At 61.7% G+C, this 18,464-nt stretch carries 17 protein-coding genes; 10 read left to right on the top strand and 7 right to left on the bottom strand.

Annotated features, from left to right (window positions below; genetic code table 11):
- Window positions 1–40 precede the first annotated feature (40 nt).
- A complete protein-coding gene (locus EDF73_RS00230) occupies window positions 41–1,213 on the bottom strand; it encodes an ROK family transcriptional regulator (protein WP_132724573.1) in 1,173 nt (390 codons plus the stop codon).
- Between the two features lie 211 nt (window positions 1,214–1,424).
- On the opposite strand from EDF73_RS00230, the gene EDF73_RS00235 reads away from it, so the two are divergent.
- From EDF73_RS00235 to ugpC, 5 genes are read left to right on the top strand one after another with little or no spacing between them, the layout of a single operon-like run.
- Window positions 1,425–2,672: an extracellular solute-binding protein gene (locus EDF73_RS00235; RefSeq protein ID WP_132724575.1), complete on the top strand. Its 1,248-nt coding sequence runs from the start codon at window positions 1,425–1,427 to the stop codon at window positions 2,670–2,672.
- A 9-nt stretch (window positions 2,673–2,681) separates the two neighbouring features.
- Window positions 2,682–3,590 carry a sugar ABC transporter permease gene (locus EDF73_RS00240; protein WP_132724577.1) on the top strand — a complete coding sequence of 303 codons (909 nt, stop codon included), beginning with the start codon at window positions 2,682–2,684 and terminating at the stop codon, window positions 3,588–3,590.
- Window positions 3,580–4,419, top strand: coding sequence for a carbohydrate ABC transporter permease (locus EDF73_RS00245; RefSeq protein WP_132724579.1), 840 nt, complete (start codon window positions 3,580–3,582; stop codon window positions 4,417–4,419). The genes EDF73_RS00240 and EDF73_RS00245 overlap by 11 nt, the downstream gene beginning before the upstream one ends.
- 2 nt (window positions 4,420–4,421) lie before the next feature.
- On the top strand, window positions 4,422–5,384 hold the full coding sequence (locus EDF73_RS00250) for a carbohydrate kinase family protein (protein WP_132724581.1): 963 nt from the start codon (window positions 4,422–4,424) through the stop codon (window positions 5,382–5,384).
- The gene (gene ugpC / locus EDF73_RS00255) at window positions 5,371–6,456 is read left to right on the top strand and encodes a sn-glycerol-3-phosphate ABC transporter ATP-binding protein UgpC (protein ID WP_132724583.1); all 1,086 of its coding nucleotides are present in this window, start codon (window positions 5,371–5,373) and stop codon (window positions 6,454–6,456) included. The genes EDF73_RS00250 and ugpC overlap by 14 nt, the downstream gene beginning before the upstream one ends.
- Window positions 6,457–6,470: 14 nt before the next feature.
- On the opposite strand, the gene EDF73_RS00260 is transcribed toward ugpC, so the two are convergent.
- Window positions 6,471–7,625, bottom strand: coding sequence for an MFS transporter (locus tag EDF73_RS00260; protein ID WP_132724585.1), 1,155 nt, complete (start codon window positions 7,623–7,625; stop codon window positions 6,471–6,473).
- A 94-nt stretch (window positions 7,626–7,719) separates the two neighbouring features.
- On the opposite strand from EDF73_RS00260, the gene EDF73_RS00265 reads away from it, so the two are divergent.
- Complete coding sequence (locus EDF73_RS00265) at window positions 7,720–8,499, top strand: helix-turn-helix transcriptional regulator (RefSeq protein ID WP_132724587.1); 780 nt, start codon at window positions 7,720–7,722, stop codon at window positions 8,497–8,499.
- Here the strand turns inward: EDF73_RS00265 and EDF73_RS00270 are convergent.
- The 5 genes from EDF73_RS00270 to EDF73_RS00290 all read right to left on the bottom strand — a co-directional run bounded on the left by EDF73_RS00270 (window position 8,496) and on the right by EDF73_RS00290 (window position 13,528).
- On the bottom strand, window positions 8,496–9,236 hold the full coding sequence (locus tag EDF73_RS00270) for a proteasome-type protease (RefSeq protein ID WP_132724589.1): 741 nt from the start codon (window positions 9,234–9,236) through the stop codon (window positions 8,496–8,498). The genes EDF73_RS00265 and EDF73_RS00270 overlap by 4 nt on opposite strands.
- Window positions 9,237–9,254: 18 nt before the next feature.
- Window positions 9,255–10,070 carry a transglutaminase family protein gene (locus EDF73_RS00275; protein WP_132724591.1) on the bottom strand — a complete coding sequence of 272 codons (816 nt, stop codon included), beginning with the start codon at window positions 10,068–10,070 and terminating at the stop codon, window positions 9,255–9,257.
- Window positions 10,067–10,996 carry an alpha-E domain-containing protein gene (locus EDF73_RS00280; protein WP_132724593.1) on the bottom strand — a complete coding sequence of 310 codons (930 nt, stop codon included), beginning with the start codon at window positions 10,994–10,996 and terminating at the stop codon, window positions 10,067–10,069. The genes EDF73_RS00275 and EDF73_RS00280 overlap by 4 nt, the downstream gene beginning before the upstream one ends.
- Complete coding sequence (locus tag EDF73_RS00285; protein WP_132724595.1) at window positions 10,990–12,429, bottom strand: circularly permuted type 2 ATP-grasp protein; 1,440 nt, start codon at window positions 12,427–12,429, stop codon at window positions 10,990–10,992. The genes EDF73_RS00280 and EDF73_RS00285 overlap by 7 nt, the downstream gene beginning before the upstream one ends.
- 205 nt (window positions 12,430–12,634) lie before the next feature.
- Window positions 12,635–13,528, bottom strand: coding sequence for an alpha/beta hydrolase (locus EDF73_RS00290; protein WP_132724597.1), 894 nt, complete (start codon window positions 13,526–13,528; stop codon window positions 12,635–12,637).
- A gap of 230 nt (window positions 13,529–13,758) precedes the next feature.
- On the opposite strand from EDF73_RS00290, the gene EDF73_RS00295 reads away from it, so the two are divergent.
- The 4 genes from EDF73_RS00295 to EDF73_RS00310 all read left to right on the top strand — a co-directional run bounded on the left by EDF73_RS00295 (window position 13,759) and on the right by EDF73_RS00310 (window position 18,462).
- The gene (locus EDF73_RS00295; RefSeq protein ID WP_132724599.1) at window positions 13,759–15,504 is read left to right on the top strand and encodes an alpha,alpha-trehalase; all 1,746 of its coding nucleotides are present in this window, start codon (window positions 13,759–13,761) and stop codon (window positions 15,502–15,504) included.
- A 182-nt stretch (window positions 15,505–15,686) separates the two neighbouring features.
- Window positions 15,687–16,712: an ABC transporter substrate-binding protein gene (locus EDF73_RS00300; RefSeq protein ID WP_132724601.1), complete on the top strand. Its 1,026-nt coding sequence runs from the start codon at window positions 15,687–15,689 to the stop codon at window positions 16,710–16,712.
- On the top strand, window positions 16,709–17,701 hold the full coding sequence (locus EDF73_RS00305) for an iron ABC transporter permease (protein ID WP_132724603.1): 993 nt from the start codon (window positions 16,709–16,711) through the stop codon (window positions 17,699–17,701). The genes EDF73_RS00300 and EDF73_RS00305 overlap by 4 nt, the downstream gene beginning before the upstream one ends.
- Entirely contained in the window at window positions 17,698–18,462 is a 765-nt protein-coding gene (locus EDF73_RS00310; protein ID WP_132724605.1) for an ABC transporter ATP-binding protein, read from the top strand. The genes EDF73_RS00305 and EDF73_RS00310 overlap by 4 nt, the downstream gene beginning before the upstream one ends.
- The last annotated feature ends 2 nt before the right edge of the window (window positions 18,463–18,464 follow it).

Raw genomic sequence — 18,464 nt, forward strand, 5'->3', positions numbered from 1 at the left:
CTTGCTGAGCGGAGCCGACGCCGTAACCCGCGCAGCGGCCCTACTTCATCAGCGCCTGAAACTGCGGGTTAAACTCATCAAAAATTGGCAGGGCGGCTGCCCCGAGGGCGGCGGTGTCGGTGCCGGTCATCCCCATCTTGACCCGCATTGCCGGCAGGTAGCGTCCGCGCACCGATTGATACAGCGGCGGCAAGCGGGCCAGCACTTTCTCCAGCAGCGGCGCCGGCATCATCCCCCCGACCACCACCGTTTCCGCATCGAAGACGCACTCCAGCAGGTTGATCGCCTGGCGCAGCGGCGGTAGCGCCGTCTCAATCCAGCGGTCGAAAAGCGCCTCCTCTACCGCCAGCAGATCCTCGGGCAGCGCCCGGTAGGGATCGAGCCCGCAAAATTCATAGGCCGCCTGCAGGGAGACGTAGCGCTCCAGGCAGCCCTGATTGCCGCAATAACAGGCCCGTCCGCCCGGCTGCACCACGATATGCCCGATCTCGCCGGCGTTATGCGCATGGCCGGTATAAATATGGCCGTCGGTAAAGATCCCGGCTCCCAGCCCGGTACCGATGTACAGATAAACAAACGAGTTAAGCCGCCGGGCGACGCCGTGGAAACGTTCGCCGATGGCCGCCACCGTGGCATCGTTTTCCAGGGTCACCGGCAGTCCGCTTATCCGCGCCAGCTCGGCTGCCACATCCACCCCCTCCCAGCCGTTGAGGGTGGTCGGTCCGGTTGATGAGATCCCCTCCACGCCGAACGGCCCGGGCATCACCACGCCCATGCCCAGCACCCGGCTCCAGTCGAGCCCGGGGAGGGTTTTCATCTCCTGCACGACCTCGGCAATGCAGGCAAAGGTGGCACCAGGTTGGGGCTTTTGCACCAGAATGAGCCGGCGGAAATGGATCTCCCCGGTGAGATCACCCAGCACGATAATCAGCGTCTGGTGATCGAGGTGGATGCCGATCGACCAGGCGCTGGCCGGGTTCAGGCTCACCGGCACCGCAGGCTGGCCGCGCCCCGCCGCCCGCCGCGGTTCGTGGCTGGTGAGGATCGCCATCTGCTGCAGCTCGGCGACAATATTGGAGACCGTCTGCGGGGTCAGAGCGGTTAATCGCGCCAGCTCCGCCCGGGTCAATTTTCCGTGCAGGCGCACGGCTTCAATCACCACCCGCCGGTTGTGCACACGCGCATGTTCAAGGTTGGTTCCCGATGTTTTCATTGTGTCCCGTCCTGGTCGCATCATGCTGCAATTTTAGCCAGCGTCACAATTCGCGCAATGACATTCTCAGACGGCCTTTCGGCTGGCATAAGCTTTGCTACGCTTATGCCAAGGGCCACGAATGAAGTCCCGGCCGTATTGTCGCCCCGATTAAATCAATCAAATTGATTTAATTAATCATATCCCTCTTTTCAGTACAGTGGAGAGCAACATGAAATACCACAGTGCACTTCGGATGAAAGTCGGTCTGCTGGCGATGCTGGTCATCAGCGGCAGTGCGGCAGCCGCCGCTACCCAGGTTAACGCCCTGTTTATGACCCAGGCGGCGTACAGTGAAAACGATATTCGCGCCATGACCGCCGACTTCGAAAAGCAGAACCCGGATATTAAAATCAACCTCGAGTTCGTCCCTTACGAAGCGCTGCATGACAAAATCGTCGCCGCGCGCGGCGCCGGCGGCAACGGCTATGACGTGGTGCTCTTCGATGCCATCTGGCCTGCCGAATTTAGCCATTTCGATCTCCTGCAGGATGTCTCCGCCCGCATCCCCGCCGATGAACGGGAGAAAGTCTTCCCCGGGGCGATGAATACCGTGGTCTATAAGGGCAAAACGCTGGGCATGCCGTGGATCCTCGACACCAAGTATCTTTACTACAACAAGGCGATGCTCGACAAAGCCGGGATCAAGCAGGTGCCGACCAGCTGGCAACAGGTGCTGGACGACGCCAAAATCATCAAGGATAAAGGCATCGTGAAATACCCGCTGGTATGGAGCTGGTCGCAGGCGGAGGCGCTGGTGTGCGACTACACGACCCTCGTCTCCGGCTTTGGCGGTCAGTTTTATCAGAACGGCAAACTGGATTTCTCGACCCCGGCCTCGCTGAAAGCCGTGACGCTGATGAAAACCTCGCTGGATGAGGGGCTGAGCAACCCGGCGTCCCGCGAATACCTGGAAGAGGACGTCCGCAAGGCCTTCTCCAACGGCGATGCGGCCTTCGCCCTGAACTGGACCTACATGTACAACATGGCCAACGACCCGAAACAGAGTAAAGTGGCCGGCGATGTCGGCATTATTCCTGCGCCCGGCGATACGCCGGACAAACCCGGAGCCGTGAACGGGTCAATGGGGTTAGGGATTGCCAAAGCCAGCCAGCATCCGGAGCAGGCGTGGCAGTATATTCACTATCTGACCTCGCAACCGGTCCAGGATAAATACGCGAAGTTGAGCCTGCCGGTGTGGAAATCCTCCTATCGCGACCCGGCGGTCGCCAACGGTCAGGAGAGCCTGATCGCCGCGGCGGATAAGTCGTTGAACGTCATGCTCTCACGGCCGGAAACCGCGGACTATTCGCGACTCTCCAACACCTTGCAACAGCAGCTTCAGGCCGTTTTACAAGGTAAAGCCGCCCCGGAAGCCGCCATGCAAGCCGTCGATAAAAGCGCGGCGCGCCTGCGTTAAGGACTTTTGATGCTGAGTTTGCAACAACGCGAGCATCGTCAGGCATGGGTGCTGCTGGCGCCCATGCTGATCGTGATGTTCCTGCTGACGGCCTGGCCGCTGGCACGCACCCTGTGGCTGAGTTTTACCGATACCGCGCTGGTGGGGAATGGCGATGCGACGAACTACGTCTGGCTGGATAACTATCTGTATGCGTTAACCGACCCGGACTTTCGCGCCGCCTTCGCCCGCACGCTCTATTTCACCGTGGTCTCCGTCGCCATCGAAGGGGTCATCGGCGTGCTGGTGGCGCTGTTGCTCAATCAGCGCTTTGTCGGGCGCACCCTTTTGCGGGTGCTGGTCATTTTGCCCTGGGCGCTGCCCACTATCGTTAACGCGATGATGTGGCGGCTCAACTTCAACCCAGACTACGGCAGCGTCAACGCCCTGCTCAGCCAGCTGGGCCTCATCGACGGCTATCGCAGCTGGCTGGGATCGCCGGACTCAGCCCTCAACGCGGTGATGCTGGCGGATATCTGGAAGAACTATCCGCTGGTCACCTTACTGGTGCTGGCGGCGCTGCAGTCCATTCCTGAAGATTTGTACGAGGCGGCCCGCCTTGACGGCGCCTCGGCGTGGCGGCGGTTCCGCGCCATTACCTTCCCGGCGATTGCCGCGCCGCTGGGCGTAGCCCTGGTTCTGCGCACCATCGACGCCTTCAAGGTATTCGATATCATCTACGTGATGACCCGCGGCGGCCCGCTGGATAGCACCCGCACGCTGAGCTTTTTCGTTTATCAGGAGTCCTTTAGCTATCTCCGCGCCGGCAGCGGCGCGGCGTATGCCATTCTGATGACCCTGATGTGCGCCCTGCTGATCGCCCTGTATCTGTTTATGCTGCTGCGCCAGCGTCGTCGGAGCCGAGAATATGAAGCGTAAAATCCGCACTCTGCTGCGCTATCTGGCGGCGCTGCTGGTCGCCCTGTCGATTCTCGCCCCGATGGCGTGGCTATTTTTAATGAGCGTCAGCGCCACCGCCGATCTGACCCGGGTGCCGCTGGAATGGCTACCCCGCCAGTGGGACTTTAGCCGCTACGGCCGCCTGCTGTCGCTGCAGCCCGGCGAACCGGGGGCGCTGTTTCTCCCGGCCCTGCGCAACAGCCTGCTGGTGGCCGCCGGCGCGACGCTGGTTTCGCTGCTGCTGGCGGTCCCCGCCGCTTTCAGCTTCTCGCGCTATCCTGGACGCGACGGCTGGCTGTACGCCGGGTTGGGTATCTATATGGTGCCGCCGGTGGCCTTCGTGCTGCCGCTCTATTTTATTCTCGAACACTTCGGGCTGCTGAATACCCGCAGCGGGCTGGTGCTGGTCTACTGCTCGCTGATCATGCCGTTCCTCACCTGGATGGTGAAAAACCAGTTCGACGCCCTGCCGCAGGACATTGAACAGGCCGCGCGGCTGGATGGGCTGCGGGTCTGGCAGGTCCTGCTGCGGATCACCATTCCGTTGGCAAAACCGATGCTGGGGGCGTCGGCGCTGTTTGGCTGGCTGCTGGCGTGGGATGAGTTTTTCTACGCGCTGTTGTTTACCAGCAATATCGCCGCCCAGACGCTACCGGTTACCATCGCCGGTTTTACCGCCGGGCGCGCCACCGACGACGGTCTGGTGGCCGCGGTCGGTATTCTCGCCTCGGTCCCGCCCTTGTTTATCGCTATCTGGTTACAAAAAACGCTGGTCAGCGGCCTCACTAACGGTGGAAGTAAAGGATAACTATGCACACGCTCACCGCGCCCGCGCTGTATATCGCAGGCAATTACAATATTGATTTAATTATGGGTACCCTGGCGCACTGGCCCGCCCCCGGCACCGAAGTGATGCTGGAGCATAGCGCGCTGCGCCCCGGCGGCTCGGCGGGCAACTGCGCCCTGGCGGCGGCGGCAATGCAGATCCCGCACTGCACCGTCGGTTGCCAGGGGGACGACGCCTTTACCGCCTGGCTGGCGTCGCGGTTTCCCGGCAGCGCCGAACGCTGGCCGCAGTATCCGTGCGAGACCTCGCTGACGGTGGCGGTGACGCATCCGGATAAAGAGCGATCGTTTCTCAGCAACTACGGGCATATCACCCGATTATCCGCCGACGATATTGTCGCCCAGCTCCCGGCTCAGGCGACGCCTGGCGATATCCTGTTGCTATGCGGCACCTTTTTATGCACCACGCTGCTGCCGCAGTATCCTCAACTGCTCAGGGCGCTGCAGACGCGCGGTTTTCAGGTGGCGGTGGATACCGGCTGGCCGCCACACGGCTGGACCCCTGCCCTGCGCGAGACGGCGAATCGGTGGCTCGGGGACTGCGACTGGCTGCTGCTCAATGAGGTAGAGACGCTGGGCCTGGCCGATAGCCGCGAGCTGGCAGAGGCGGCCCGTACGCTGGCGGCCAGGCTGAGCGGCCGGGGGGGCTGCATCGTCAAGTGCGGCGCCGACGGCGCCTGGTGGTGGACGGCGGCGGCGGGCCATCATGCGCCAGCCACGACGATTGAGGTGATCGACACCATCGGCGCCGGCGACAGTTTTAATGCCGGTTTTCTCGCCGGGCTGTTAAACGGCCAGCCGGCGTCGCAGGCGTTACGCTGGGGCAATGCCGTTGCCGCGCACGCCATCAGCTCGTCCCCGCGTCAGTATCCCGACTGGCGCACCCTGCAACAGCATCTTGAGGAGGTCGCCGATGGCCAGCGTTGAACTGGTAAAAGTCGCTAAACACTACGGTAAACAGACGGTGCTGCATCCGCTGGATCTGACCATTCCTGACGGCAGTTTCACGGTGCTGGTGGGCCCCTCCGGCTGCGGAAAATCGACCCTGCTACGGCTGCTGGCCGGGCTGGAGGCCTTGTCATCCGGCACCATTTTGATGAACCGTCAGCCGATCGACGATCTCGACCCCGCTGACCGTGATGTCGCCATGGTCTTTCAGAGCTACGCGCTCTACCCCCACCTGACGGTGGCGGAAAACCTCGCCTTTCATATGCAGGTCAAAAAGGTCGATAAGGCGACGCAAAAAAGCAAAGTACAGCAGATCGCCAGCATGCTCGGAATCGATAAGCTGCTCGCCCGCTATCCGCGGGCGCTCTCCGGCGGCCAGCGCCAGCGCGTGGCGATGGGCCGGGCGATGGTGCGCAACCCGCAGGTCTTCCTGTTTGATGAGCCGCTTTCCAACCTTGACGCCCAGCTGCGCATGGAGCTACGGGCCGAAATAAAATCGCTGCATCAGCGTTTTAACACCACCATGATTTACGTGACCCACGATCAGGTCGAGGCGATGACCCTCGCCGACCAAATCGTGGTGATGCGCGATGGGGTTATCATCCAGCAAGGCGCGCCGCTGGCCATCTACGACAGCCCCTGCAACACCTTTGTCGCCCGCTTTATCGGTTCGCCGCCGATGAACCTGCTGGAAGGTCAGATTGCCGCTCGCGACGGTCAGCCGGGGGTGCAGTGCGGCGAGCTCTGGCTGGCGCTGCCCGAACGCTGGCATCAGGCCGCCGCGCGGCAGGGGGCGGCGCCGGTGATTGTCGGCCTGCGGCCGCAGGATATCCAGCCTGCCGCCGATGGGCTACCGGGCACGGTCAATATTATGGAGGTCACCGGCGAGTCCACCTTGCTGCACCTGGACTGGCAGGGCTTCCCGATTCACGTACAGGTCGCCGGGCGTTCCGGGGCCCGGGTGCGGCAGCCATTATCCCTCGCCGCCCGGCGCGAAAAAATCCATCTCTTCGATGCCGCCAGCGGCGAACGACTGGCGCAGACCTCATAACCGCCGCGGGCGGGTTACGCGACGCCCGCCCGGCTTTCGCCAAAGTACGCCAGGTAGCGCATCCCGGCGAAACCGCCGAGGATGGCACAAGCGATCAGCGCTCCCCCCAGCGATTGCCCCCATCCGGCCGCCGCCAGCCCAAGGCCGATCGGCACATAGTAGGCCAGCCCGAAAAGGGCCCCGGCGGTGCCGCGGCAATCGCTATACGCGCTCAATGCCGAACCGAGCACCAGCGGAATCGCCATGGCATAGGCGAGCGTAACCCCGGCCATCGGCAGCAGAAACAGCACGGAGTCACGCCAGAGGTAAACCGCCACGCCGCTGACAAAATGCAGGCAACAGGCGAGCAACAGCATGCGTCCCTGAGCGACGCCCTGACGTAACAGCCACCGATTCAACAGCGCCCCCGCCACGGACCCCACGGCCAGCGCAACGCCGCTGACGCCAAAAAGATCGCCCGGCTGACGCAGCCGGGCGAAGATAAACGGCGCCAGGCTGTAGTAGCTGAACAGACTGATGTTGAATACCGCCACCAGCACCACCGCCAGGCCAATCTGCCCGTCCATCGCCATCCGGCGCAACACCGGCAGCCATGCGGTACTGACGCTCTGCGCCGGGCGCGTCTCCGGCATTAACCAGCCGCAAAGCAGGAGTAAGGCAGCGGCCAGCAGCGCCAGGGCGGAAAACACGCCGTGCATGCCCCATCCGGCGGTGAGTAAAGCGCCGATATAGACGCCAGCCGCCGGACTCACCGCCAGCGCCAGGCCGATAATCGAAAACAGGCTGGCAAGCTGGCGGCCGTGACAGCAATCCCGCAGCACCGTCTGACTCACCACCGACCCGGTCGCCGCGCCAAACGCCGCCACCACCCGCGCCAGTAGCAGCAGCGTAAAATCCGCCACCATCAACGCCATCAGGCAGCCCAGGGCATATACCGCGAGCCCCGCCAGCAGCGCCGGCCGCCGGCCATAAAGATCGCTCACCCGTCCCCAGATCAGCACACCGAGGGCAAAACCGACAAAGTACACCGCCAGAGTTTGCGCCGCCTGCGGCGCGCTGACGGAAAAATAGCGGCTGATATCGGTCAGCGCCGGGCTGTATATCGTTTCCACAATCTGCGGAAACATCAGTAATGCGGTGACCAGCACCATGGCCGAACGCCCGAACATATCCACCTCCTGATAAATAAGAGGCGCTATTGTAAGCAGGCCGTCAACCGGACATTATAAACATAATGACTTTATCTATCGGAAATCGGACATTATGGCGTGGCTCGATGCCCATGAGGCTTTCAACCCCGAGGCGCTGAACAACGCGGTGGTCGGTGTCCAGTCGGCGCTGGGCAGCCATGACTCGGGCAGCCACCGGCATAGCATGGCGCAGATACTGTTTACCCGTCAGGGCTGCGTGCGTCTGACGCTTAACGACGGCGCCCTGCTGTGCCTGCTGCCCCCCACCCGGGCGGCGTGGATCCCGGCGGGGATGCGCCATCGCGCGGAAATGAAAAATATCGTCGACTATCGTTCGGTCTGGTTTCAGCCGGCGCGCTTCCCTGCTCTCCCTCAGCGCCCGGCGATCCTGAACGTCGGTCCGCTGCTGCGCGAGCTGCTGGAATGCATGGCGGCAAGCCCGTGGGAAAGCGATTGGGAGAGCGGTACCGGCTGGCACCTGGCCGCGTTGTGCGAGGCGGAGATTGGCGCGGCGGCGCATGAGCCGATGATGCTCGCTCTGCCGCAGGATAGACGCCTTGCCGCGCTGGACGGCCACGCCCTGCCGCCGACCTTACAGGCCCTTGCCGCGGACTGCGGAGCCAGCGAAAAGACCATCAGCCGCCTTTTTCGCCGCGACACCGGGATGTCTTATCAGCAGTGGCGGCAGCAGTGGCGATTGATGAAGGCGGTGGAGCTGCTGGCGACGGGAAAACGCATCACCGACGCCGCGCAGGCGCTGGACTTCGCCAGCGACAGCGCCTTTATCTACTTTTTCCGCACCATGACCGGCATGACGCCGGGGCGCTATTTTTCGTCATCGGCGCGGGTTTAACGCTCGCACTCTGGCGCAAAGGGCGGCAGCTTCAGGAAGGTACTTTGCAGCCCTTCGGACCACGCCTTGCGGATGGTGTTGAAGTACGGATCGCTTTCGGTGATGCGATGCTGCCCCGCGCTGCTCAGGCTCCCGCTGCGGTACAGCAGCGTATCCAGCGGCAGGCCAACGGAGAGATTGCTGCGCAGCGTGGAATCAATCGAGATCAGCGCACAGCACATCGCCTGTTCCAGCGGCGTCTCCTGGCTTAACACCCGATCGATGATCGGTTTGCCATATTTGCTCTCGCCAATCTGGAAGTACGGGGTATCGCGCGAGGCTTCGATAAAGTTCCCTTCCGGATAAATATGAAACAGCCGATGCGTTTCGCCGGCAATCTGCCCGCCCAGCAGCAGATTGCAGTTGAAGTTAGTATTGCCGCAGTGCTGCTGATTGCTGCTATCGCGCTGAATCACCTCCTGCAGCGTTTTGCCAATCAGCATCGCCGCGTCATACAGCGAGTTGACCTGCATCAGATTAGGCTCCTGCTGAGTCGCTATCCGCGTACTCAGCAGGCTTATCACGCTCTGGGTGGTGGCCAGGTTGCCTGCGGACTGCAGCACCAGGACCCGTTCGCCGTCCTCGGCAAAGACATGGAGCTTTTTAAAGGTCGCGATATGATCCACACCCGCATTGGTGCGGGAGTCGGAGGCAAACACCAGTCCATCCGCTAAACACATGGCCACACAGTAGGTCATCGTTCTTTGTTCCTGCCCTTATTGCTGCTGCGCCTGTTGCGAATGCTCGCGCACTTCAGCGTTGGTTAACATAATTTCCCCGCCGCCGCCCAGCCGGGTGCCGCGCACCGGACAGGCATCCAGATAGTCCAGCCCGGTCGCCAGACGCAGATGCTGATTCAAATGGCGGGTGTTGTTCGTGATATCAAATGATTTCCAGCGCCCGTTCAGCCACACCTCCGCCCAGGCGTGCATCGCGACATGCTGCGCATTATCGCTGTAGACGTAGCCGCTGACATAGCGCGCCGGGATATCCAGCGCGCGGCAGCAGGCGAGGAACACATGGGTATGATCCTGGCAGACCCCTTTCGCACGCGCAAAGGCATCGGCAGCGGAGTCCTGCACCTGAGTGGCCCCCGGTGAGTATGGCATTCTCAGGCACAACTCCGCCATCAGTTGATCCAGACTCTCTTCCGGACGATCGCCGCGGTACAGGCGCTGGGCAAATTCGCGGATCGGTTCGTCGGCCCGGGTCAGCGGCGTGCAGCGTAAAAAAACCAGCGGCGAAAGCAGCTCCTCTTCCGCCACGTCGCTCTCCTCACAATCCTGGGCGATATCGACGATCCCGCTGGCGCGAATGGCGATCTCTTTGTGCGGGTTATCGAGGGTTAAGACATGCAGGACGTTGCCCCACGCGTCGGTGGTGGTGACCGCCGCCCCTTCCGGCAGCGTCAGCGTCCATGAGGAGATGGTTTGCCGCGCGGTGCTGCGCGGCGTCAGACGCAGATACTGGGTCGAAAATTTTACTTCTTCATCGTAGCCGTAGCGGGTCAGGTGATCGATGACCAGTTTCATAGCGCCTCCAGATAGGTTTGTCGGATGCTGTCAGACAGCGCGTTAATCCGCGCCAGCAGCCCGTTGAGATAAGTTTGTAAATCCGCGCCCGCCAGATCGTCGCGGGTGCTAAAACGCAGATCGACGTTCAGCTGATGGGCCAGACGCAGCGGCAGATGCGAGCGATCGTTGGCAATATGCTCCAGTTGACCAATGAGGTCGGAAATACAGGCCCGCAGCGAGCGCGGCACGTCGTTGCGCAGAATCAGCAGCTCCATGACCGTCTCCCGGGTGACCGGCTGACGAAAAATACTGTTGTAGGCTTCGCGCGCGCCGACCGCGTTCAGCAGGGTATCCAGGCGGTAGTATTCGCGTACCGGGTCCGGGTCGCTGTTCAACTGCTGGTCTTTGATCAGCAGCAGCTGCGTGGTGGCGTAAGCGCGCTCAATCAGGGTGCCGATACCGATAAAGCTCAGGGCGTCGTTACGCAGCAGCGTACCGAGCACCGCGCCGCGAAACAGATGCACCCGCTCTTTCACCCATTCGAAAAAACCGTCGGTGCCGAGCTCGCTAATCCCCCGCTGACGCAGGTTGCGCAGCTCAATCCGGGTGGCGTTGATGCACTCCCACACCTCCGCGGACAGGCTGCCGCGTACCGCGTGAGCGTTGTTCCAGGCCATCTCCACGCAGCTATAAATACTGCAGGGGTTATTGCCGTCGAGGGCGAAGAAATTGAGCAAATTGCTCATGGTGAAACGCGCGTGTCGCGCCTGAAACAGCTCATGGGTTACCGATAAATTCAGCGGCAACGCCAGGTCGCGGGACTGCTGGCTATGACGCGGGATCATCGATAATTTCCAGGTCACATCCAGCACCCGGGCGTAGCTTTCCGCGCGCTCCAGATAGCGCGCCATCCAGAAAAGTTCACTTGCCGTCCGGCTTAACATGATTCGCCATCCTCCATCACCCAGGTATCTTTGGTACCGCCGCCCTGCGATGAGTTCACCACCAGCGAGCCTTCGGTGAGCGCCACCCGCGTCAGGCCGCCGGGCACCAGGCGGATCTCCTGACCGGAGAGCACAAAGGGGCGTAAATCGATGTGCCGCGGCGACAGGCCGTCTTCAACGAACGTCGGGCAGGTTGACAGCGCCAGGGTCTCCTGACCGATGTAGTTGGCCGGATTCGCCAGCAGACGCTGGCGAAACGCCTCGCGCTCCTCATTCGTCGAGCGCGGCCCCACCAGCATGCCGTAGCCCCCGGCGCCGTGAACCTCCTTCACCACCATCAGCTCAAGGTTATTGAGCACATACTGCAGATCCTCCGGCTTGCGGCACTGCCAGGTCGGAATATTGTTCAGGATCGGCTGTTCGCCGAGATAGAAACGGATCATCTCCGGCACGAAGGGGTAGATTGATTTATCGTCCGCCACGCCGGTACCGATGGCGTTAGCCAGCACGACCCCGCCGGAGCGATACACCGACAGCAGGCCGGGTACGCCAAGCATGGAGTCGGCGCGGAAGGCCAGCGGATCGAGATAGGCATCATCGATGCGGCGATAGATCACATCGACCCGCCGCGGCCCTTCGGTGGTGCGCATATAGACCGCGCCGGATTTGATAAACAGATCGGCGCTTTCCACCAGCTCCACGCCCATCTGCTGGGCAAGGAAACTGTGCTCGAAATAGGCGCTGTTAAAACGGCCCGGCGTCATGACCACCACGCAGGGATCGTCAACGGGGGAGCTTTCGCGCAGGGTCTGCAGCAGATAGCCAGGGTAGCGCTCCACCGGGGCAATATGGTGATTTTCGAACATCTCCGGATAGAGACGCATCATCATCTTGCGGTTTTCGAGCATATAAGAGACCCCCGACGGGGTACGCAGATTATCCTCCAGCACGTAATACTGCCCGTCGCTATTGCGCACCATATCGACGCCGGTGATATGGGCGTAGGTATTATTGGGCAGATTGATACCCTGCATGCAGGGCTGATATTGCTCATTCGCCAGGACCTGCTCGGCCGGAATAATCCCCGCCCGCAGGATGTTCTGCTCATGGTAGATATCGTAGAGAAAGGCGTTCAGCGCTTTCACCCGCTGACGAATCCCGCGATCGATTTTTTTCCACTCTCCGGCGGGAATAATGCGCGGCACGCTATCAAACGGAATCAGCCGTTCGGTGCCCTCATCTTCCCCATACACGTTAAAGGTGATGCCAATGCGGTGAAAAAGCAGCTCTGCCTGCGCTTTCTTTTGCCGGATAGAGAATTGGTCGGTGCTGTGAAACCATTGCCACCAGGCGTTATAGTGGTGACGCTGCTGTCCCTGCGCGGTAAGCATCTCATCATAATAATGCCCGTCAGGAAGCGTTATTTTTATCATGGCCGTCTCCTCCGGTTATACTCACTGTGGGGTAACCCCGAAAAGAGATAAGCATTTATTATGCCAGGTAGCGGGAAGCGAAGCGCGAGTGCAATCTCCCCTTCCCGCGCCGTTTAACTGTGCAAAAAATCACCCGCCACAGGCCTGATAATACGCCCGTCGTGCACCATCATGAGGCAAAAAAACCGCGCCTGCGCCATGACAGCTAGCGCTCGCGCAGCCAGCCGGCATAGTGCTCCGGCCATGCCACGGTGGGCGTACCGGGCCGCCCCATGGCGAAACCGTGGCCTCCGCGGGCATATCGATACAGGCTGACCGGCACCTGATGCTGCCGACAGGCGCCAGCCATTATCACGGTGTTATGCGGATCGGAGACCGGGTCATCCTCCGCCTGAACCAGAAAGCAGGGCGGCGTGTGGACATCGACGTAGGTTTGTACCGACCAGGCCCGGTCAACGGCTGCTGAGGCATGGGGGCCGGCCAGAATCCGGTGGGTGGCGGTATGGCTGTAAGGCGGCATCAGCGAAATAACCGGATAAATCAGCGCCGCCCCTGCGGCGCGCGCGGGCCGGGCGTCAAGCGCATCCGTGGGCGGATAAGAGACGAAGTCGGCCCGACAGGCCGCCATTCCCAGCAGATGCCCACCGGCGGAGAACCCCAGCAGGCTGACCTTTTTCTCCCGCCGGGCAATCAGGCGCAGCGCCCGCTGGGCGTCCTGCAGCGGCGCCGGCGCGCCGGCGCCCCACCCTTCGCCGGGCAGGCGGTAGCTCAGGACATAGGCGGTGTAGCCGCGCGCGGTGAGCCAGTCCGCGGCGGGCCAGGCCTCCTTCGCCATTTCAATACGCCGGTATCCGCCGCCCGCCGCAACCAGCACGCCGTGGCCGTTGGGTACCGCCGGACGCCAGACCGACAGCGACGGCCGGGCGATATGACTCAGCGCGCCGCGCGCGGAGAGCCGGGGGGCGCCGGATGGCCCGCCGCCGCCGGGAGGCTCTCCCGGCCATAAAGGCAGCGTTTCCTCGACGCGGCCGCTGGCTCGCGTACGCTGGGTCAGCAACAGCGCCGCAGCGCTAAACAGCAGAAAATGACGTCGATTCATCGGCGACTCCCGTCAGTGTGCGATCCGGCCATTACAACATATCTTTTTTACCGGCGTAGGGGGGACGGAGCTTTTATTTATGGTCACGACTGTGGCGGGTCAGGCAGGTAAATTGTCTGTTTTCACACAAAATGTTATCTGCAACACGCCGGGCGGCGGATATTCGTCTAAGGTTTTGTGATGGTCGCTCGCAGTGGCATGACCGTCTGAAATGATAAGGAGAACTCCCCATGACGAGATCGGTTTCACGTCGCCCCGCAACGCTGCCTTACGCCGTACGTCTGGCGCTGGGGGGCGTACTCTTCGCTTTATCGGCGCTCGCGGCCCAGGCTGCAGACAATCAACCCGCGCCGCAATCCCCGGATATTCTGTTAGGCCCGCTGTTCAATGATGTGCAAAGCGCCAAACTGTTCCCCGACCAGAAAACGTTCGCCGACGCGGTGCCCAATAGCGATCCGCTGATGATCCTCGCCGATTATCGCATGCAAAAAAACCAGGCCAGTTTCGATCTGCGCCACTTTGTCGAACTTAATTTTACGCTGCCAAAAGATAACGACCAGTATGTCCCGCCGAAGGGCCAGACGCTGCGTCAGCATATTGACGGGCTGTGGCCGGTGCTGACCCGTAGCACCGTAGACGTCGAAAAATGGGATTCGCTGCTGCCGCTGCCGAAACCCTATGTGGTTCCCGGCGGCCGCTTTCGCGAAGTCTATTACTGGGACAGCTACTTCACCATGCTGGGTCTGGCGGAGAGCGGGCATTGGGACAAAATTGCCGACATGGTGGCGAACTTCGCCACGGAAATCGACACCTGGGGCCATATTCCCAACGGCAACCGCAGCTATTATCTGAGCCGCTCCCAGCCGCCGTTCTTCTCGTTTATGGTGGAGCTGCTCGCCAGCCACGATGGCGACCAGGCGCTGAAAACCTATTTGCCGCAGTTGGAAAAAGAGTACCAGTACTGGATGCAAGGCGCCGATTCGCTGGCGCCGGGACAGGCCAACCAGCGCGTAGTGCGGATGGAAGACGGTGCGCTGCTGAACCGCTACTGGGATAATAATGACACCCCGCGCCCGGAATCCTGGCTTGATGATGTCACTACCGCCAAAAACAACCCCAACCGCCCGGCGACCGAGATCTATCGCGACCTGCGTTCCGCCGCCGCTTCGGGCTGGGATTTTAGCTCGCGCTGGATGGATAACCCGCAGCAGCTGGGTACCATCCGCACCACCAGTATTGTGCCGGTCGATCTCAACGCACTGATGTTCCATATGGAGAAAGCCATCGCCCGCGCCAGTAAAGCCGCCGGTGATAATGCCAAAGCGACGCAGTATGACGGGCTGGCGAACGCCCGGCAGAAAGCGCTGGAAAAATATCTGTGGAACGATAAAGAGGGCTGGTATGCGGATTACGATCTGAAGACCCATAAAGTGCGTAATCAGCTGACCGCCGCCGCCCTGTTCCCGCTGTACGTTAACGCCGCCTCCCGCGAACGGGCGGCGAAGGTGTCGGCGGCCGCGGAATCACGATTGCTGAAGCCTGGCGGATTAACCACCACCACCGTCAATAGCGGCCAGCAGTGGGATGCGCCAAACGGCTGGGCGCCGCTGCAGTGGGTCGCCGCCGAAGGGTTGCAAAACTACGGCCAGGAAAAAGTCGCCATGGAAGTGAGCTGGCGCTTCCTCACCAACGTTCAGCATACCTACGACAGTAAACAAAAGCTGGTTGAGAAGTATGACGTCAGCTCGACGGGAACCGGCGGCGGCGGCGGCGAGTATCCGCTGCAGGACGGATTTGGCTGGACCAACGGCGTGACGTTGAAAATGCTCGATTTGGTGTGCCCGAAAGAGAAACCATGCGATTCGCTGCCGGCAACACGCCCGGTTGCCACCGCGGATAAACCCACCGTTGCCGTCAGTTCACAGCCTGCCGCTAACGATGCGGTTGCCGCCCCTGACCAAAAAGCCGCACCGTAATCCCGGGCGCGGCGGGCCAACCGCCGCGCTTTTTTCCTCCCGCCTCCAGCGTCAGCTCTCCTCCCCCTTAAGGGGTAGCTCGAATGTTAATCCGGATATCCTTGATCTCAGGCAACTTCATCCTCGTTATATATGTAAATATATAGCGATTTTTTAATCCATTTGTTTCAGGACGGAAACATATGCCCGTTTCTCGCCGCTCGTTTCTTCAGGCACTAAGCCTCCTGCTGTGCTTCCCCAGCCTGAGAGGTCATGGGGCCAGCTCGCTGGCTTTTAGCATTGGCGAAAGCCCCTCGCCCGCCCGCATTCAGCGAATCGTCAGCGCGGGTGCCCCCGCCGATATGCTACTGCTTGCCGCCGCGCCGGAAAAACTGCTGGGCTTTTCCTCCTTTGATTTCTCGCGCCTCCCGGATGCTCCCGTTCCGAATGCGATCGCCCGGCTTCCTCAGCTGGGTCGGCTCGCCGGGCGCGCCAGCACCCTGTCGCTGGAAAAGCTGCTCGCACTTGAGCCGGATCTGGTGGTGGACTGCGGAACGACTGACGACACCTGGATTTCCCAGGCGCGCCGGGTCAGTACCCGCAGCAACATTCCGTGGGTGCTGATCGGTGGGACGCTGGCCTCATCAGCGCAGCAATTGTTAACCATTGGCGAAATCGTCGCTACCGAGACCCGCACCAGGCAGCAGGCGGCGCTGGCGCAGAAATTTATTACCGAAGCGTTAGCCTTTTCGGCCACGGCCGGAGCGCGGACGCGCTTTTATGCGGCACGTGGTGCGAAAGGGCTGCAGACGGGACTGGCCGGATCGTTACATACCGAGGCGGCAGAGCTTCTGGGGCTGGAGAACGTGGCCCGCGTCGCCGGACGCAGCGGGCTCACCGAGGTCTCGTTGGAAAATTTGCTGGCGTGGCAGCCGGATATTGTCCTGACCCAGGAGGTCGCCACCCGGGATTACATTCTGCAGGCCCCGGCATGGCAAGGGGTTACCGCCGTGGCCAAACGCCAGGTTCTGCTGCTTGACGGCCTGCCGTTCGGCTGGCTGGACGCGCCGCCGGGCATCAACCGCCTCGCCGGAGTGCGTCGGCTGCACGCCTGGCTCGATCCGCGGATAGAGGCCACGCTGCAGGATGATTTAATCCGCTATAGCACGCTATTCTGGCACGCGGCCTTAACGCCCGCGCGCTATGCAAAGCTGATGAATCGCCGATGAAAACATCAACGCTGAGCATCATGCTACTGCTTGCCGCGCTGCTGACGCTTTCCGGCGCGCTGCTGACCGGCCCGTGGGATCTCACCGTCGGGCGGCTGTTTACGCTGCTGTTCGATCCCTATAGCGCCTCGCTCTCCCCGCAGGCGAGCATCGTCTTCTGGCAGATACGTCTGCCGCGGATCGTTGCCGCGCTCGCTATTGGCGCTTCGCTCTCCGCTGCCGGGGCGGCCTATCAAGGGATGTTCCGCAACCCGCTGGTGTCACCGGATATTCTCGGCGTGGCCGCCGGGGCAGGTCTGGGCGCCTGCTTCGCCATCTGGTGCGGGATGTCGGCGCTTTTTATCCAACTGCTTGCCTTCTGCGGCGGTCTGCTGGTCGTCGCAGGCGTGGGCACGCTGTCCCGAATTATCGCTCATCGCGATCCGGCACTCACCCTGGTGCTGGTCGGCATTGCGCTCGGCACGCTGTGCGGCGCCGGGATTTCGCTGATTAAAATCCTTGCCGATCCCTACACCCAGCTGCCCTCCATTACCTTCTGGCTGCTAGGAGGTTTAGCGGATATTACCCCTGCCGATCTGATTTTTGCCGCCCCGCTGATGGTGGCCGGATGCTTACCACTCTGGCTGCTGCGCTGGCGTCTCAACCTCCTGACACTGTCCGATGATGAGGCCCGTTCGTTGGGCATTGATGTCGCGCGTTTACGGCTTATCGTGGTGGTCTGCGCAACGCTGAGTACCGCCAGCGCGGTGGCGATCGCGGGAATTATTGGCTGGATTGGTCTCATTGTCCCGCATATGGGACGCCTGTTGACCGGAAGCAACCACCAGCGCCTGCTGCCGGTGGCGATGGGACTTGGCGCGATCTTATTACTCCTTACCGACACCTTGGCCCGTGGCCTGAGCGCGACTGAAATCCCGCTAGGGGTCCTGACCTCATTTATTGGCGCGCCGTTCTTTCTGGCGCTGCTGATTCGCGGGAGTCGCCGATGACCCAACTCACCGTTCGTCAGGCCGAGGTCGGCTATCCCAAACGCCCGCTCCTGCGCGAGGTCACATTTACACTGACCTCTGGCGCAGTATGCTGCCTGCTGGGTGCCAACGGCAGCGGTAAGACTACGCTGATGCGCAGCATTCTCGGCCTGTTGCCCCTGATTTCGGGACAGGTATTAATCGACGACCAGCTCGTCAGCCAGATGAGCGCCCGCGAGCGCGCCCGGACGATAGCCTGGGTCCCGCAGGCGCACGACGGGGCTTTCGCCTTTAGCGTACTGGACATGGTGCTAATGGGGGTCAGTCCGCATATCGGCACGTTTACCCAGCCCGCCAGACGCGAACGCGATAGCGCATTTGCCCAGCTTGCGGCCCTCGGTATCGCTCATCTTGCCGCCAGAAGCTGGTCAACGCTGAGCGGCGGTGAACGGCAGTTAACCCTCATCGCCCGCGCCCTGGCGCAGCGGCCCCGGCTGTTATTACTGGATGAACCCGCCTCGAGTCTCGATTTTGGTCACCAGATCCGCCTGCTCGATACGCTGGGCCAGCTGCGACAAAGCGGTATGACCCTGCTAATGGCAACGCACCATCCGCTGCACGCCCTCGCCCTTGCCGACACGGTTCTCAGGATCGAGCCTGACGGTCTGGTCAGCCAGGGCTCACCGCGCAGCCAACTTGAGCCAGAGCGCCTCGCCAAGCTGTATGGCGTGTCGCCCGCGCAGATCCGACGTCACCTCGGCAACTTCAACCTTCAGGAATGATT

This window comes from Klebsiella sp. BIGb0138 (assembly GCF_004342285.1).
In the GTDB taxonomy this organism is placed as follows: domain Bacteria; phylum Pseudomonadota; class Gammaproteobacteria; order Enterobacterales; family Enterobacteriaceae; genus Klebsiella.

Coding starts and splice junctions, on each gene's coding strand:
- EDF73_RS00260 (WP_132724585.1), bottom strand. CDS start 7,625: ATGTTCGGGCGTTCGGCCATGGTGCTGGTCACCGCATTACTGATGTTT.
- EDF73_RS00285 (WP_132724595.1), bottom strand. CDS start 12,429: ATGATAAAAATAACGCTTCCTGACGGGCATTATTATGATGAGATGCTT.
- EDF73_RS00235 (WP_132724575.1), top strand. CDS start 1,425: ATGAAATACCACAGTGCACTTCGGATGAAAGTCGGTCTGCTGGCGATG.
- EDF73_RS00240 (WP_132724577.1), top strand. CDS start 2,682: ATGCTGAGTTTGCAACAACGCGAGCATCGTCAGGCATGGGTGCTGCTG.
- EDF73_RS00300 (WP_132724601.1), top strand. CDS start 15,687: ATGCCCGTTTCTCGCCGCTCGTTTCTTCAGGCACTAAGCCTCCTGCTG.
- EDF73_RS00275 (WP_132724591.1), bottom strand. CDS start 10,070: ATGAAACTGGTCATCGATCACCTGACCCGCTACGGCTACGATGAAGAA.
- EDF73_RS00265 (WP_132724587.1), top strand. CDS start 7,720: ATGGCGTGGCTCGATGCCCATGAGGCTTTCAACCCCGAGGCGCTGAAC.
- EDF73_RS00290 (WP_132724597.1), bottom strand. CDS start 13,528: ATGAATCGACGTCATTTTCTGCTGTTTAGCGCTGCGGCGCTGTTGCTG.
- EDF73_RS00250 (WP_132724581.1), top strand. CDS start 4,422: ATGCACACGCTCACCGCGCCCGCGCTGTATATCGCAGGCAATTACAAT.
- EDF73_RS00270 (WP_132724589.1), bottom strand. CDS start 9,236: ATGACCTACTGTGTGGCCATGTGTTTAGCGGATGGACTGGTGTTTGCC.
- EDF73_RS00245 (WP_132724579.1), top strand. CDS start 3,580: ATGAAGCGTAAAATCCGCACTCTGCTGCGCTATCTGGCGGCGCTGCTG.
- EDF73_RS00230 (WP_132724573.1), bottom strand. CDS start 1,213: ATGAAAACATCGGGAACCAACCTTGAACATGCGCGTGTGCACAACCGG.
- ugpC (WP_132724583.1), top strand. CDS start 5,371: ATGGCCAGCGTTGAACTGGTAAAAGTCGCTAAACACTACGGTAAACAG.
- EDF73_RS00280 (WP_132724593.1), bottom strand. CDS start 10,996: ATGTTAAGCCGGACGGCAAGTGAACTTTTCTGGATGGCGCGCTATCTG.
- EDF73_RS00310 (WP_132724605.1), top strand. CDS start 17,698: ATGACCCAACTCACCGTTCGTCAGGCCGAGGTCGGCTATCCCAAACGC.
- EDF73_RS00305 (WP_132724603.1), top strand. CDS start 16,709: ATGAAAACATCAACGCTGAGCATCATGCTACTGCTTGCCGCGCTGCTG.
- EDF73_RS00295 (WP_132724599.1), top strand. CDS start 13,759: ATGACGAGATCGGTTTCACGTCGCCCCGCAACGCTGCCTTACGCCGTA.